We start from the raw sequence: 14,900 nt of genomic DNA on the forward strand, positions 1-14,900 counted from the left end.
GGGAGACAGTATCTACAGAAAAATAAATCTAGGTAGATAAATAAATGACAACATTACTCCGCTGTAAAAACATCAGCAAATTTTATAACGAAGGCGATCAGGAAGTACAGGTGTTGAAAGAGGTTTCTTTTTCAATGAACGCTGGCGAGTTGGTAGCGATTGTGGGCAGTTCTGGTTCGGGCAAAAGTACGCTTTTGCATACACTTGGTGGCTTAGATCAACCGAGTTCAGGTGAGGTATGGATACAAGATCAATCCTTGCAGAAACTAAGTGCGAATAAGCTAGCGAGCTTACGAAATCAGCATTTAGGCTTTGTGTATCAGTTCCATCATTTGATGGCGGATTTCACTGCATTGGAAAACGTGATGATGCCGATGTTAATTGGAAAACAGAACAAATCGGAAGCAAAAGATCGTGCTGAAAAGATGTTGCAAGCGGTCGGATTATCTCACCGAATTACGCATCGTCCATCAGCACTTTCGGGCGGTGAGCGTCAGCGCGTCGCAATTGCCCGTGCTTTAGTGAATAATCCTGATTTAGTGCTTGCGGATGAACCAACAGGAAACTTGGATCAAAAAACCACCGAGAGCATTTTTGATCTGATCAAACAACTCAACGCAGAACAAAATACCGCCTTTTTATTGGTCACTCACGATCTGAGTCTAGCGCAAAAACTTTCGCGTCGTTTTGTAATGTGTGATGGCGTATTGCGTGAGGAAGGCTAATGAACACTCCATTTTTTATTAGCTGGCGTTATCAAAAAGGTAAGCAAAAAAACCGCCTTGTGTCGCTGATAGCTTGGTTTTCCACCATTGGGATTGCTTTAGGCGTAGCTGTGTTGATTATCGGCTTAAGTGCAATGAATGGCTTTGAGCGTGAACTTAATCAGCGCGTACTTTCCGTTGTGCCACATGCAGAAGTCTATGCTTACGATGGCACTAAAGAGGGAGTGATTAGAGATCCTGTTCAGCTCGAAAAATTGATTAAACAAAGCGGAAATGTGGTTGCTACCGCACCATTTATTACCTTTACAGCTTTGATTGAAAACGGCACGCAACTCAAAATTGCTCAAGTAAGAGGTATTGATCCACAAAAGCAAGAAGGCGTCAGCCAACTTGGTCATTTTGTACAAGGAAATCAATGGAGTGCATTTAAAAAAAAGGGTGGTTTGATTTTAGGAGCAGGCATCGCGAAAGCACTCGAAGTAGATGTAGGCGATGAGGTGACTTTGTTGTTGCCACAAGCCAGTGAAAATGAACGTTTGGCTCAACCGTTGCGTTTTAACTTACCGATTACGGGCATTTTGAAATTGGAAGGGCAGCTGGATTACAGCTATGCCCTGCTACCGATTGAAAAAGCACGAGAATTGTTAGATTACGAACAAGGCGAAGTAACGGGCGTGGAGCTAGCTTTGCGTTCACCATTTGACGTGCAACAACTGGATCTTTCGCAATTAAATCACTTTAATCAACCGCTTTATTTGAATACTTGGGTTAACAAATTTGGATATATGTATAACGACATTCAACTAGTTCGCACCGTGATGTATATTGCGATGGTACTTGTCATTGGCGTGGCGTGTTTCAATATTATTTCAACGTTGGTAATGGCAGTCAAAGATAAGCAAGGCGATATCGCGATTATGCGAACACTTGGAGCGAATAACGGTTTTATTAAACGAATTTTCCTCTGGTATGGCTTACTTTCAGGAATGAAAGGGGCACTATTAGGCATTCTGCTTGGTGTGGCATTAGCCTTAAATTTAACTAGTATTATCAAGGGGTTAGAAAACTTACTTGGTATTCAACTGCTTTCTGAAGGCGTTTATTTTGTTAACTTCCTACCAAGCGAATTGCATTGGCAAGATATTGTTTATGTATTGCTTGCCACGACTGTATTGAGCTTATGTGCAAGCCTTTATCCAGCTTCACGAGCGGCAAAATTAGAACCTGCGAAGGTGTTAAGTGGGCATTGAATGATTAAACCTAACATGGGCAATGCTTTTAAAGCCTGATTTTCTCGTGGGGGATCTCTACCCTTTAATTTCATAAGATTCAGGATATGATCCCTACGGGCAAAAATAATTTTGTTTTGTTTTGTTTTGTTTTGTTTTGTTTTGTTTTGTTTTGTTTTGTTTTATAGTATACAAGTTTTATTTCTTTATGCGATAAAACTGGTGTATTGATCCACCAAACGAATATTTTCAATGTCATTCATTTAATAAGGAAACTTGATTATGAAAAAATTAACCCTTGCTGCAAGTTTAGTGCTTGGTTTTGGCTTGGTAGCTAATGCAAATGCTGTTGATAGCAGTGTTACCTTTAATGGTAAAGTAGTTAATCAAACTTGTACGGTAACTACAGCTAAAAAAAATCAAACTGTTGAATTACCAACAGTACAGTCTTCTAGTTTAAAAACTGCAGGTACCACCGCTGGTGAGACTCCATTTACAATCTCTCTAACTAATTGTAATACAAAAACCACTTCAGGCGTAACTCAGGTAAAAGCCTTTTTCTTACCTAATGCGACTTATGTTGATGAAAATACGCATAATCTTATTAATAAAGCAAATGGTTCTGCAGCAAATAACGTCCAAATTCAACTTTTAAATAAAGATTTAACCGTAATTAAAATAGGCGAAAATATTGCGGATCAAAATGTCACAGGAACTGATATTAATGATACAGGAAAAGCTGATGGAGCAGTAACTGCAGAGCTCAAATATTTTGCTAGATACTATGCAACTTCTGCTGCGGGCACTGGTGAGGTAAACAGTAAAGTAGAATATAACATCGTTTACAACTAATCATAGATAAAAAATAGGCTAGGTACTACTTCGTAGTCTTCTAGCCTATTTTTAAAGGGTATAAATATGTTTAAAAAAACATTGTTATTTTTAACTGCACTGCCATTGTTGGCACAAGCAAATGTGGTAATTACAGGAACGCGAGTGATTTACCCTGCAGATCAAAAAAGTATCAATATTCAACTTTCTAATGTGGGAGATAGCCCTGCATTAGTTCAGGCTTGGCTAGATAAAGATAATATTAAAAGTAATCCCAACACAGAATCTGTACCTTTTGTAATTGCTCCTCCTGTTACACGTGTAGAAGCTCGTTCAGGTCAGACGCTACGGGTAAGCTTTACAGGAACAGAAAATTTGCCACAAGATCGTGAATCGATTTTTTATTTTAATCTCTTAGATATTCCTCCTAAACCAAGTGCAGAAAGTTTACAAGCTAGCCCCAATTATTTGCAGTTGGCTATTCGTAGTCGATTAAAATTTTTTTATCGCCCAAGCCATTTATCCATTAGCCCAAGCGATGCCTATAAACAAGTAAAATGGGGCGTAAGTGCAGCAGGAATTAATGTCAATAACCAAAGCCCTTATTACATCACTTATTCCAGTATTAAAGCAGGAAATCAATCCATCAACATTGATAGTATGGTCGCTCCTTATTCACAACATCTTTTCCCTGCCAAAGGCGTAAAAACGGGCATGGTGAAATGGTCAGTAATAAATGATTTTGGTGGCGATGAAACTGGTGAATCTCCTCTTCAATAAAGCTAACGCCGTTTTTTTGTAAAACATTGATTAAACTATGCCTAAACAAATTCCATTTTTTAAACAAACCTTGTTGTCAATTTTTGTCGCTTTTGCTTGTGTAGGATATGTGCATGCTGAAAATGAATTTGATGAGAATTTTTTACGTCAAGGCTCTCAAGATACCCCTATTGATATTAGCCGTTTTAATCAGAAAAATGGTGTGATTGCAGGTCAATATCCAGCCGATGTTTATGTTAACGATAATTATAAAGGTCATTTAACATTAACTTTTGCTGAACAGAGCAAACAAATAGTACTTTGCTTAACACCAGAATTAAAAACCTTACTTGATTTACAACGTCAGGCGTATTCGACTAGGAATTTAGAGAAAGTCTCAGGCGATGAATCAACACAATGTCTCTCAGCAGAAGCAGCATTATCACAAGCAAAAGTGGAATTTGATACAGGACTGCTACGATTAAATGTGAATATTCCACAGGCATTAACCATTCAGCGCCCAAGAGATTATATTGCCCCAATACAATGGCAAGAAGGGACAAATGCCGCTTTTGTGAATTATGATACCGATTATTATCGTTCAAACATGAAGAGCAGCTATGTTGAACAACTGTATTTGGGCATTCGGGCGGGGGCTAATGTGGCAGGTTGGGCATTACGCCATAGTGGTTCTCGTTATTGGCTACGTAGTCAAGATTCTGTTTTTGGTCGTGAAAAAAATAAAAGTCATTATGAACGTAATGATACTTACCTACAAAAGGATTTTGCTGCTATCCAAGGTTTATTGACGCTAGGGGATTTCTATACCAATAGCAATATTACGGAAAATATGGCATTGCGCGGGTTACAAATTGCATCAGATGATCGTATGTTGCCAGCTTCACAACGTGGTTATGCACCTGTTGTTCAAGGTGTAGCAAATACTAATGCATCTGTCACTATTCGACAAAATGGTGCGGTAATTTATCAAACTACAGTGCCTGCTGGTCCTTTTATCATTTCTGATCTTTATCCGAGTGGTTCAAGCGGTGATTTATTAGTGGAAATTACGGAAGCAAATGGGCAAAAACGTCAATTTACCGTGCCTTTTGCCTCTGTTGCACCGCTTATTCGACAAGGGCAATTCCGTTATCATTTGGCAGCAGGGCGTTATCGTAATGGGCAAGAAGTGTACCCTGATAAAGCGGCAGAAGTTTCCTTGCAATATGGTTTATTTAATAATCTTACGCTCAATATGGGGGCCACCTATCATAAAGATTATCAAGCAGGCTTATTAGGGGCAGGCTTTAATACGCCAATTGGAGCCTTTTCTGCAGATGCGACCTTAGCTCGTACATACTTTTTAAATTCAGATAAAACCAAACATGGCTATAGTTTGCATGCTAACTATAGTGTGAATTTGCTTTCTACAAAAACGAATTTAACCTTAGCGGCTTATCGTTATTCTTCAGAAAACTTTTATACCCTAAGAGATGCCATTTGGGCAAATAGCAATAAATTAGTAGATGATGAAAACTTCCAATATGTGTCAAATTTTCGCCCGAAAAATCAATTCCAAATTTCCATTAACCAAAATCTAGGTGAAAAATGGGGAACCCTTTATTTAATTGGTTCTAGTTATCGTTATTGGAATCGTGCTAGGGCTCGTAATGAATATCAGCTAGCTTATAGTAATAACTGGGGTAAATTAAATTATCAACTCGGTTTTTCACAATCGATTGATAAAGGAAATGGTGTACGTGATAACAATGTATATTTAAGTTTATCTCTGCCGTTGGGTAGTGATAATGGATCACTTTCTTCAACAATGACACATAGTGAGAGAATAAACAATTTTCAAAGTACCTTTAGTAATTCCTTGGGCAATTATAATCAATTTAATTACAGTTTATCTGGAGCTATGAATAATCAAGGTGATCGTCAAATTTCTGGTAACGTGAATTATAGCGGAAATTTCGCAGCAATTCGTTCGACCGTTGGGCAAGATAATCACCAAAATCGCCAAGTTTCTTTAGGAATGAGTGGGGTTGTAGTTGCTCATCCTTATGGCATCACTTTGGGGAATAGCGTAAGTGATAATTTTGTGATTATTCATGCTAAAGGAGGGCATGGAGCATTGGTGAATAGCACAGGGCAAGGGCAAACCTTGGACTATTTTGGTAATGCCATTGTACCTTATTCAACGCCTTATTCCGTGAATTACATAGGGATTGATCCAAGTGTATTGCCACTTAATATCGAATTTTCTTCCACAGAACAACAGATTGTGCCACGTGCAAATAGTATTAATTTAGTCAAATTTAATGCACGCTATAACAAAATGATCTTGTTTAAATTACGTCATGTACAAGGTTCTGCGTTACCAATGGCTGCAGAAGCAAAAGATGAACAAGGTCACGTTGTAGGTTATATCGGGCAAGGTGGTTTGCTTTTTGCTAATGATTTAAACAAAGAAAAAGGTAGGATTACGGTTGTTTGGGGAGCAAATCAAGCAGATCAATGCCATTTTGATTACCACGTTAAACTGAATAAAGATGACACTCAAATGAAAAATTATGATGCGGTATGCGAGTAAGGAAGGATAAAGATGAAACAAACAATAGTAAGTATTGTAACTGCACTTGCGTGTTGTATATCTGCCCATGCGAAAGATAGAACATCTTGGGATAATGCAACCAGAAGTGTAAATGTTCAAGCAACAGATTTCACTTTATCAAGCCCAGCACAACAAACTAAGCTACGCAGTTATGCAAGGGATAATATTCCTTTTACATTAAATAATATGAGAATGTTCACTCAAGATCGTAATAAAATCCCAATGAATGCAAGTTGGGGAAATGGCGGACAATGTTGGACGCTTGAAGCAAAAAGTGATTTGCCAAAATGGGGGCAAGATGGATCACGTACAATTTATAAGCTCACGGAATATGTTGGTGTATATATAGAAGCAGGAGACGGTTACGGAAATAATAGGAATATTCCCTCATCACAATGGACGGATGTTTTCCCTGGTGGTTATTGTACGTCTGGCGATGCGGGAGCTGCAGCTGAAGCCTGGCCTGTTTTAATTAAACAACCCAAAAATGGGCAAAAACTTAATGTTCCACGAACAAAGATTGCATCAATGAAGATTATTAAGCCATCTTATCTTCCTCAGAGAAGAACCTCTTGGACCTCTTGGATGAATGGCTTTACAGGATTTACAGGAAAACCAGAATGGGATATTTGGATGCCTGCTTTTTCCTTGGTTATGCAAGATCAGACTTGCACTTTAAGTAGTGCAAAGGATTTAACACTAAATTTACCGACTATCGCGATGCAAAGTATTCCAACGCAGGAGAAAGAAACCTATGGTGGAAAATTTAAAATCAGTTTACATTGCCCAAATGCGACAGATGACAATGGTAAAAGATTAGTTGCCTTTATGACATTAACTGATCAATCAGACCCAAGCAATGTAACCGATATCCTTTCTCTTAGTCCTGAATCTACAGCAACAGGAGTGGGAATTCGTCTTTATAAAGAGCAAGAGACGACTCCATTAAAATATGGAGCAGCTTCCTCACAAAAAGGCAATCAAAACCAATGGCAATTCTCTAAACGAGCAGGAGAGGAGCGACCAACGGTAAATTTTAGAGCCTATTATGTGAATAAAACTGGCAATTTATCACCAGGTACAGTGAAGGCTATTGCGATTTATACGTTGTCTTATCAGTAGATATTAATCTGCACTTTAATCTGTTGGATATTTAGTTCAACTTGTTAGGTGCAGCCTATTTCCTACCTTGCTATAAAATGAAATAAGCCTCATTCTATGAGGCTAAAAATGATAAAATTCCAATCACTAAAAGAGCAAAATTCAAGCATATCATCCACTATTTTGCCTGTTATCTAATCAAACACTCTCTATTTTCTTATTTTTTAGGTAAAAAAAGTTGCAACTGTATAGTAAACCACTATACTGGCATCCAGTTAGGTTGTTTAAAATTGAATAGAAAACAACCATTTTTAAAGCAATTTAAATACAAGGATTCTCCTATGGCTTCAGAGAAAAAAAGCAATAAAAATACAAAAAATGCCGTTGTAAAACAAACAGATCCTGAACAGCGTCAAAAAGCCCTTGCTGCGGCATTAGCTCAAATCGAAAAACAATTTGGTAAAGGCTCAATTATGAAGTTGGGTCAAACAGAGAACTTAGATATTGAAGCAGTTTCCACAGGTTCTATCGGTTTAGATATGGCGTTAGGTATTGGTGGTTTACCAATGGGGCGTATTGTTGAGATTTTCGGACCTGAATCTTCAGGTAAAACAACCTTAACATTATCTACTGTTGCTCAAGCACAAAAAACAGGTAAAACTTGTGCCTTTATTGATGCTGAGCATGCGTTAGACCCTGTTTATGCACAGAAATTAGGTGTTAATACCGATGATTTGTTAATCTCTCAGCCTGATAATGGTGAGCAAGCATTAGAAATTTGTGATGCATTAGTGCGTTCTGGAGCTGTTGATGTGATTATCGTGGACTCAGTGGCAGCATTAACACCAAAAGCGGAAATTGAAGGTGATATGGGCGATTCACATATGGGTTTACAAGCTCGTTTGATGTCTCAAGCATTGCGTAAATTAACCGCTAACATCAAAACGACTAACTGCTTGGTGATTTTCATCAACCAAATTCGTATGAAAATCGGCGTGATGTTTGGTAACCCAGAAACCACAACAGGTGGTAATGCATTGAAATTCTACTCTTCTGTGCGTTTAGACATTCGTCGTTCAGGCGTAGTAAAAGATGGTGATAACATCATTGGTAGCGAAACTAAAGTGAAAGTGGTGAAAAATAAAGTTGCTCCGCCATTCCGTGAAGTAAACTTCGATATTATGTATGGTGAAGGCATTGCTCGTATTAATGAACTACTTATCTTGGCGGAAAAACAAGGATTCATCAAGAAATCAGGGGCTTGGTTCTCCTATGAAGGTGAGAAAATTGGTCAAGGTAAAAACAATGCGATTAAATGGTTGGCAGAACACCCTGAAATAACGACAAAAATTGAAGCTGAGTTACGCGAGCTCTTTATGAAAAACCCAAATAGCATCTTAGCACCAAGCCCGAAAAAAGGAAAAAAAAGTAAAGGAAAAGATGTTGAAGAAGCAGAAGAAATAGAAGAAGTTGAAGAGTTCGAAGATGATGCAGAAGAATTAGACGCAGATACCGATGATTTCAACGAAGATGAAGAAGAACTTTAATCTATAATTATGATCAAATGCGACAGAAATGTCGCATTTTTTCTATACTCTAAGCATTATGGCAGAACAAAAAACAAACGATAGAAAAACTCATAAGTACAGTGCGTTAAATTACACACTTTACCTACTTTCCAAACGAGATTATACCGAAAAGCAGTTACGTTCCAAGCTCAAATTAAAAGAGTATGAAGCGGTCGAAATTGATGAGGCTATTGCAAAAGCCCAAGAGCAGAATTGGCAAAGCGATGAGCGTTTTTGCACTTCCTTTATTCGCTATCGCTCTCAACAAGGAATCGGCCCTCGTCGCTTAAAGCAAGAGTTGAAAATGAAAGGCGTGCCAGAATATTTGATTGCCGATGCAATAGACAATGCCGAAGCAGAAGAAGAGATTGATTTCTACGATATTGCAGAGCGAGTCTTTGAGCGAAAACGCCCACGTGTTTGGGATATAAAAGCGAAGCAGAAAATGTGGCGGTTTATGGTGAGCCGTGGGTTTTATCAGGATCATTTTAGTCATTTGATGGAAATAGATTATAATGATGACGATGATGAATTTAACGAATAAATAATGATGCAAGAACAAAAAATACACAGACAAGTGGTGCTCGATACCGAAACCACAGGGATGAACTTCAACGGTGCTCCGCACATTGGGCACAATATTATTGAGATTGGTGCGGTTGAGGTCATCAATCGCCGTTTAACAGGACGGACCTATCACGTCTACATCAAGCCCCCACGCGAAGTGGAAGAAGAGGCAATTAAAGTTCACGGTATTACCAACGAATTCTTGCAAGATAAACCCTCTTTCGCCGAAATTGCTGACGAGTTTGTAGATTTTATTAAAGGTGCGGAACTTGTGATTCATAACGCCCCCTTCGATGTAGGCTTTATGGATCATGAATTTTCATTCTTAAAAAATCCACCACCGAAAACGGCTGAGATGTGTACAGTGACAGACAGCCTCGCGATGGCGCGTAAAATGTACCCTGGCAAACGGAACAACTTAGATGCACTTTGTGACCGTTTAGGTATTGATAATAGCAAGCGTGTACTTCACGGGGCGTTACTGGATGCGGAAATTCTGGCTGATGTTTTCCTGATGATGACAGGCGGTCAAATCGCCTTATTAGCGGATGAAACGGAAGAAAACATACAAGCGGTTGAATCTCACGAAGAAATTGCAAGAGAGGATGTTGATTCCAGTGGTACTATCGTGTTCCAAGCAACTTCTTCTGAGCTTAAAGCTCATGAGGCTTTTATGGCACTGCTCAATAAGAAATCAAAAGAAAATTGTATTTGGTTGAATCGAATGGAAGAAGAAACTATCAATTAGGTTTTACTCCTTCTCAATATAGTAAAAACCTCTTGCATCATTATTGTAGCAAGAGGTTTTCTTTTAGAGTCTTATAAACTAGAAACGATACCCAACATTTGCACTAAAATCGTTGCCTTTGAGTTTGGTACCACTACGTTTCAAGTTATTGCGAGTATATTCAGCACCCACTTCAATATTGCTTGAAACAGCATATTTAGCTCCAGCACCGTAACCGAAACCACGATAAGTTTCATCACCAACTTTGCTTGAGCTTGCATCTACTTTCACATATGGCATTAAGTCTGAACCCACGCGGTAACCTTGTTGATAACCTACGGTGTATTTATTTTTTTGTTTTACATCGCCTGTTACTTTGGTGCTACCGATTTTGGCTTTTGCTTGAGCAACGCCCACTAAGTTATTGCCGTAATCCATACCGTAATCCACAACGAGTACAGGGCCTGTTGATTGTTTACCTGTTACACCATTCACTTTATATTTTGCAGTTGTAAGATCAGCACTTACGCCCACACCAGTGAAAGTTTCGCCTACTGGTGCAGCAAAAGCAGATGCCGACATTGCACCAAGTGTTGCTAATACGAGAAGTTTTTTCATTTTTAATCCTTTGTTTGAGTGGAATTTTTTTAAATTACATTAACTCTCTCCCACAAGGGGAAAGGGTATTTTTTAGACTGAGTTTATTTATTCAAGTTCACCACAAAAACGGTAGCCTTCACCATGAATGGTCACGATAATTTCAGGTGTGGTTGGGTGATCTTCAAAATGTTTACGAATGCGACGAATGGTTACGTCCACCGTTCTGTCGTGCGGCTTTAATTTACGCCCAGTCATTTTAAGCAATAAATCTTCACGTGTTTGAATTTTACCTGGATTCTCGCAGAAATGAAGCAACGCTCTAAATTCGCTGCGTGGTAGTTTATTCTCTTCGCCCTCTGGAGTAATTAGGCTACGGCTGTTGATATCAAGTGTCCAGCCATTAAAGCAATATTGCTCAATATTTTGTGATGTTGAGATTGTCTCTTTCTCTTCCACCATTGTGCGGTTAAGTAAATTTCTTGCGCGGATAGTCAGTTCACGGGGGTTAAATGGTTTGGTAATGTAATCATCCGCCCCAATTTCCAAGCCCAAAATTTTATCAATTTCATTATCACGCCCTGTTAAGAACATCAACGCGACTTCTGTCGTTTCACGCAATTCTCTGGCAAGCATTAACCCATTTTTACCAGGTAAATTGATGTCCATAATAACGAGATTAATTGTTTGCTGTTCAAGCACTTCGTGCATTTGCGAGCCGTCCGTTGCTTCAAATACTTGATAGCCTTCTGCCTCGAAGATGTTTTTTAACATATTGCGGGTTACCGCTTCATCTTCAACAATTAAAATTTGTGGATTATTTTGATGCATACTAGGTTTTCCTAATTTTTAAAATTATGTAACCGCTTGTTTATAATTTGTTGCGATTGTAACTGATCGCTTGTTACCTCAAAAGGATTATTCTCACTTTCCTTATGCTGAATCAAATTTTTTAGGGTTATTTTTTATCGCGATCATCAACGCCTTTTAACAAATAATTTCCCTCAATATCGGCAAGACTTCGAAAGCCAATATTGAAAATATCACAATGTTTATTTCGATTGATTGGCATGTAATCAAAATTATCGTGGTGATGCCCGTGGAAAATTTTGCTGACGCCCATTTTTCTTGCTAATTGGTTAATTACGGCAAAGCCTTGCGGATGCGGGCGAGGTGCTTCGTGTGTGATTAAAATATCCGCTTTTTGGCTTTCCAACACTTCCACATCAGACGGAAAAATAGAAGTACGGTGTCTTAATGGCAATCCACCACGCCAGATTTTCTCTTGAGGCGTATATTGGCAATAGTGAATCGGGTCGAAAAACATCGGACGATTAGGCGGCATCCAAATATGTCCACGGAACACGCCACCTAAGCCCGCAATTCTTACCCCTTGAATGTCCACCACTTTGCCGTGGATATTACGTTCTTTCCACTCACTGCCCCAAATTGCGTCAAAGGCAGCTACCGTTTTGCTATCATGGTTGCCATGAATAAACCAGATATCACAATATTCAGAGAGCTTATCCAACTCGTGCGGGCTAGTCAGTTGCAAATCACCTAAAATCACCAAAGCCACATTTTTCTGTTCTTTCACAAAAGGGTAAAGGTGTTCATAATGCCCATGTGGATCGCCTGCAAAAAGAATCATACCTCGCCTTCCGTTTCGTGATCGACGTTGTATTGCTTAAATTGAAGCGGAATTGGCTCATCATTTAAAATTGCTTCAACGACTTCTTTCGTTTGATTATAGCGATCTAAATAACTTGGTGATTCAATCTCAATGTACGGAATATGATGTTTTTCAAGCAATTTCTTGAGTAGTGCTTGGAAACGCTGGCGTTGTTTGAGCGACCCTAAACTACGCAGACCATCATCGACCCATTTTGTATTATTATTGAGCAAAATTGTTACATCAAATGGATACTCTTTAATCATTGAATCCAAGAACGGATGAGCTCTACCTTCATACTGAATACAAAAGGCTTGCGTAGTAATGTAATCGGTGTCGATAAATGCCACTTTGTGAGCATGTTTCATCGCATAATCAACGTAGCGTTTATGCCCCAAAGCCATTTGTGGATAATCCGAATATTGCATCGCTTGCTCATCGCCACCAAGCTGTTCAAACACAAATTCACGCCCATATTCCCAAGCAGAAGTGGTATTAAATACATTTGCCAATTTGCTTACAAGCACTGATTTACCACTACTTTCTCCACCTAAAACTGCAATTGTTTTTACGAAAAATGGACGTACTTCTTTTGGAATAAAACGCCAATATTGGAATGGATTATTACGGATTTTGGTTGCTGAAACATTGAAACGCTCACGCTCTGGATCGACTAAGCTGACTTCTAAATTCAAGTATTTTTCATATGGTGCTTTGTCTTGAATTTCGCTGCTGAATACAATGCTTGGATGGATATTTTTTTCCGCAAAAAGTTCTTTTACACGTTCAGCCCAGCTTTCCCAACCATTTGGATAACTTGGAATACCATCTTCATTTAAATGGTGAATAAAAATCTGTTTTTGTTGGTATTTGAAGATCTGTTGTACCCAACGCAAACGATCTTCATTAGTCGGCATCTGCTTCATTTTACTCTCTTTAAAGAGTTGCAAATCGCGCTCGGTATCGGTGCAGACAATCACGTGCAGAATATCCACCTTACTGAATGCCTCATATACCATATTGATATGCCCTGTGTGAATCGGGTAGAACTTGCCGAAAATCACGCCCACACGCTGATCTTGGGTTTCAACAATATTCAATACTTTATGCAATGCCTTCAGCTTAGCTGCACTTGGATTTTTAATTTTACCGCTGACTAACTGGTTAAAATAAGCACGAGTAACATTCGCTTGCGTACAAACATCATTCACTTTAAGTTTAAGCTGTTTGCGTTTTGATTGAAGATAACTAAAATCCGTCATTGTTGGAAATTGAATGAGAAATCATTGCTGCTATGATAAATCAAAATGTAGCATTTGAATAATATTTCTTTCGAAAAATTTAATCGGATGCACTATTTACTAGGCAAAAATACTAAATTTTATCCGTTTAATTTTTTCGATGTAAAAAATTTGGATAATCTGACCGCTTTTATTTCTTCTTTGCGCAGAAAAGGCTATAATCACAGCAATTTTCTATTTTAAATTTAATGAAAAGTCCCAAAATAATGCAATTAATTCGAGGTTTCTACAATTTACCCAATCATTCTGTTTTAACGAACGGTTGTGTTCTTTCCATCGGCAATTTCGATGGCGTACATTTAGGACATCAACAAATTCTCGCTCGCTTGGTTAACAAATCAATTGAATTGGGTTTACCTTCGGTCGTTATGCTGTTTGAACCGCAACCTCGTGAATTTTTTGCAAAAAAAGTGGACGATTTAACCGCTTGCAACGTGCCTGCTCGCTTAATGCGATTGCGTGATAAACTCAAATATTTAGAAAAATCAGGTATAGATTTCGTACTTTGTGTCCGTTTTTCTGAAAGGTTCGCCAAACTTACCGCAGAAGAATTTATCCAAGATTTATTGGTAAAACAGCTCAAGGTTCGCTATTTAAGCGTGGGAGATGATTTCCGTTTCGGTGCAAAACGTTCGGGCGATTATCACACGCTGCAAGAAGCAGGAAAGACCTTCGATTTCACGGTAGAAGAGAGCCACACGCACAGTTTTGAACAAGATCGCATTAGTAGCTCTCTCATTCGCGAATTACTACAAAAAGATAAATTAGCACTAGTAGAAAAACTACTCGGGAAACCTTATTCAATTGCAGGTCGCGTTGCCCACGGCAATAAGCTGGGCAGAACAATAGGCTTTCCCACGGCAAACATTATGCTGAATCGCCTGGTCGTGCCAATTCACGGTGTATATGCAGTGCAAGTAGAAACCAAAACTGGAGTATTTCAAGGCATCGCGAACGTCGGCAACCGCCCAACTATTAACGGCACAAAGCCACTACTAGAAGTGCATATTTTTGATTTCAACCAATCTATTTACGGTGAAGCCATTGAAGTAAGTTTCGTGAAAAAGCTCCGAGATGAAGTGAAATTCTCCAATTTTGAAGCCTTAAAGCAACAAATTGAGAAAGATAAACAACAAGCGGTTGAATTTTTTGAGGGATTTGCCGATGCCTAGGGCTTCACCCTAGGTTACGCATAATTCAGCCCCG

The 14,900-nt window shown here is 38.8% G+C and carries 14 protein-coding genes; 10 read left to right on the forward strand and 4 right to left on the reverse strand.

Features of this window, described 5'->3' with window-relative positions:
* Window positions 1-44 precede the first annotated feature (44 nt).
* The 9 genes from lolD (at window position 45) to dnaQ (ending at window position 10,145) form a co-directional block, all read left to right on the forward strand.
* Entirely contained in the window at window positions 45-725 is a 681-nt protein-coding gene (lolD, locus tag B0185_RS09700; protein WP_005707129.1) for a lipoprotein-releasing ABC transporter ATP-binding protein LolD, read from the forward strand.
* The gene (lolE, locus tag B0185_RS09705) at window positions 725-1,975 is read left to right on the forward strand and encodes a lipoprotein-releasing ABC transporter permease subunit LolE (protein ID WP_005707145.1); all 1,251 of its coding nucleotides are present in this window, start codon (window positions 725-727) and stop codon (window positions 1,973-1,975) included. The genes lolD and lolE overlap by 1 nt, the downstream gene beginning before the upstream one ends.
* 261 nt (window positions 1,976-2,236) lie before the next feature.
* Window positions 2,237-2,806, forward strand: coding sequence for a fimbrial protein (locus tag B0185_RS09710; RefSeq protein WP_005707147.1), 570 nt, complete (start codon window positions 2,237-2,239; stop codon window positions 2,804-2,806).
* A gap of 66 nt (window positions 2,807-2,872) precedes the next feature.
* The gene (locus tag B0185_RS09715) at window positions 2,873-3,565 is read left to right on the forward strand and encodes a fimbria/pilus periplasmic chaperone (protein ID WP_005707094.1); all 693 of its coding nucleotides are present in this window, start codon (window positions 2,873-2,875) and stop codon (window positions 3,563-3,565) included.
* A 37-nt stretch (window positions 3,566-3,602) separates the two neighbouring features.
* Window positions 3,603-6,140 carry a fimbria/pilus outer membrane usher protein gene (locus B0185_RS09720; protein WP_005707097.1) on the forward strand — a complete coding sequence of 846 codons (2,538 nt, stop codon included), beginning with the start codon at window positions 3,603-3,605 and terminating at the stop codon, window positions 6,138-6,140.
* Between the two features lie 12 nt (window positions 6,141-6,152).
* Window positions 6,153-7,283 (forward strand): fimbrial protein, encoded by a 1,131-nt coding sequence (locus B0185_RS09725; protein ID WP_005707138.1) that lies wholly within the window; start codon window positions 6,153-6,155, stop codon window positions 7,281-7,283.
* Window positions 7,284-7,603: 320 nt separating this feature from the next.
* Window positions 7,604-8,809: a recombinase RecA gene (gene recA, locus B0185_RS09730; RefSeq protein ID WP_005707089.1), complete on the forward strand. Its 1,206-nt coding sequence runs from the start codon at window positions 7,604-7,606 to the stop codon at window positions 8,807-8,809.
* A 58-nt stretch (window positions 8,810-8,867) separates the two neighbouring features.
* Entirely contained in the window at window positions 8,868-9,374 is a 507-nt protein-coding gene (recX, locus tag B0185_RS09735; protein WP_005707101.1) for a recombination regulator RecX, read from the forward strand.
* Between the two features lie 6 nt (window positions 9,375-9,380).
* Window positions 9,381-10,145 carry a DNA polymerase III subunit epsilon gene (dnaQ, locus tag B0185_RS09740; RefSeq protein ID WP_039863376.1) on the forward strand — a complete coding sequence of 255 codons (765 nt, stop codon included), beginning with the start codon at window positions 9,381-9,383 and terminating at the stop codon, window positions 10,143-10,145.
* A 78-nt stretch (window positions 10,146-10,223) separates the two neighbouring features.
* Here the strand turns inward: dnaQ and B0185_RS09745 are convergent, their stop codons facing one another.
* The 4 genes from B0185_RS09745 to nadR form a co-directional block, all read right to left on the reverse strand.
* Window positions 10,224-10,742 carry a porin family protein gene (locus tag B0185_RS09745; protein ID WP_005707160.1) on the reverse strand — a complete coding sequence of 173 codons (519 nt, stop codon included), beginning with the start codon at window positions 10,740-10,742 and terminating at the stop codon, window positions 10,224-10,226.
* Between the two features lie 87 nt (window positions 10,743-10,829).
* Window positions 10,830-11,552, reverse strand: a complete 723-nt coding sequence (gene arcA, locus B0185_RS09750) for a two-component system response regulator ArcA (protein WP_005707091.1) — start codon at window positions 11,550-11,552, stop codon at window positions 10,830-10,832.
* Window positions 11,553-11,679: 127 nt separating this feature from the next.
* Window positions 11,680-12,372 (reverse strand): metallophosphoesterase family protein, encoded by a 693-nt coding sequence (locus B0185_RS09755; RefSeq protein WP_005707120.1) that lies wholly within the window; start codon window positions 12,370-12,372, stop codon window positions 11,680-11,682.
* Window positions 12,369-13,655 (reverse strand): multifunctional transcriptional regulator/nicotinamide-nucleotide adenylyltransferase/ribosylnicotinamide kinase NadR, encoded by a 1,287-nt coding sequence (gene nadR / locus B0185_RS09760; protein ID WP_005707136.1) that lies wholly within the window; start codon window positions 13,653-13,655, stop codon window positions 12,369-12,371. The genes B0185_RS09755 and nadR overlap by 4 nt, the downstream gene beginning before the upstream one ends.
* Before the next feature lie 245 nt (window positions 13,656-13,900).
* Between nadR and ribF the strand changes: the two genes are divergently transcribed.
* Window positions 13,901-14,866: a bifunctional riboflavin kinase/FAD synthetase gene (gene ribF, locus B0185_RS09765; protein WP_005707132.1), complete on the forward strand. Its 966-nt coding sequence runs from the start codon at window positions 13,901-13,903 to the stop codon at window positions 14,864-14,866.
* Window positions 14,867-14,900: the final 34 nt, after the last annotated feature.

The organism is Haemophilus parahaemolyticus, from assembly GCF_002015035.1.
Taxonomy (GTDB): domain Bacteria; phylum Pseudomonadota; class Gammaproteobacteria; order Enterobacterales; family Pasteurellaceae; genus Haemophilus_A; species Haemophilus_A parahaemolyticus.

What these genes read in the sequence shown, in the direction of transcription:
- lolD (WP_005707129.1), top strand. Translation starts at nt 45, where the DNA reads ATGACAACATTACTCCGCTGTAAAAACATCAGCAAATTTTATAACGAA.
- lolE (WP_005707145.1), top strand. Translation starts at nt 725, where the DNA reads ATGAACACTCCATTTTTTATTAGCTGGCGTTATCAAAAAGGTAAGCAA.
- B0185_RS09710 (WP_005707147.1), top strand. Translation starts at nt 2,237, where the DNA reads ATGAAAAAATTAACCCTTGCTGCAAGTTTAGTGCTTGGTTTTGGCTTG.
- B0185_RS09715 (WP_005707094.1), top strand. Translation starts at nt 2,873, where the DNA reads ATGTTTAAAAAAACATTGTTATTTTTAACTGCACTGCCATTGTTGGCA.
- B0185_RS09720 (WP_005707097.1), top strand. Translation starts at nt 3,603, where the DNA reads ATGCCTAAACAAATTCCATTTTTTAAACAAACCTTGTTGTCAATTTTT.
- B0185_RS09725 (WP_005707138.1), top strand. Translation starts at nt 6,153, where the DNA reads ATGAAACAAACAATAGTAAGTATTGTAACTGCACTTGCGTGTTGTATA.
- recA (WP_005707089.1), top strand. Translation starts at nt 7,604, where the DNA reads ATGGCTTCAGAGAAAAAAAGCAATAAAAATACAAAAAATGCCGTTGTA.
- recX (WP_005707101.1), top strand. Translation starts at nt 8,868, where the DNA reads ATGGCAGAACAAAAAACAAACGATAGAAAAACTCATAAGTACAGTGCG.
- dnaQ (WP_039863376.1), top strand. Translation starts at nt 9,381, where the DNA reads ATGCAAGAACAAAAAATACACAGACAAGTGGTGCTCGATACCGAAACC.
- B0185_RS09745 (WP_005707160.1), bottom strand. Translation starts at nt 10,742, where the DNA reads ATGAAAAAACTTCTCGTATTAGCAACACTTGGTGCAATGTCGGCATCT.
- arcA (WP_005707091.1), bottom strand. Translation starts at nt 11,552, where the DNA reads ATGCATCAAAATAATCCACAAATTTTAATTGTTGAAGATGAAGCGGTA.
- B0185_RS09755 (WP_005707120.1), bottom strand. Translation starts at nt 12,372, where the DNA reads ATGATTCTTTTTGCAGGCGATCCACATGGGCATTATGAACACCTTTAC.
- nadR (WP_005707136.1), bottom strand. Translation starts at nt 13,655, where the DNA reads ATGACGGATTTTAGTTATCTTCAATCAAAACGCAAACAGCTTAAACTT.
- ribF (WP_005707132.1), top strand. Translation starts at nt 13,901, where the DNA reads ATGCAATTAATTCGAGGTTTCTACAATTTACCCAATCATTCTGTTTTA.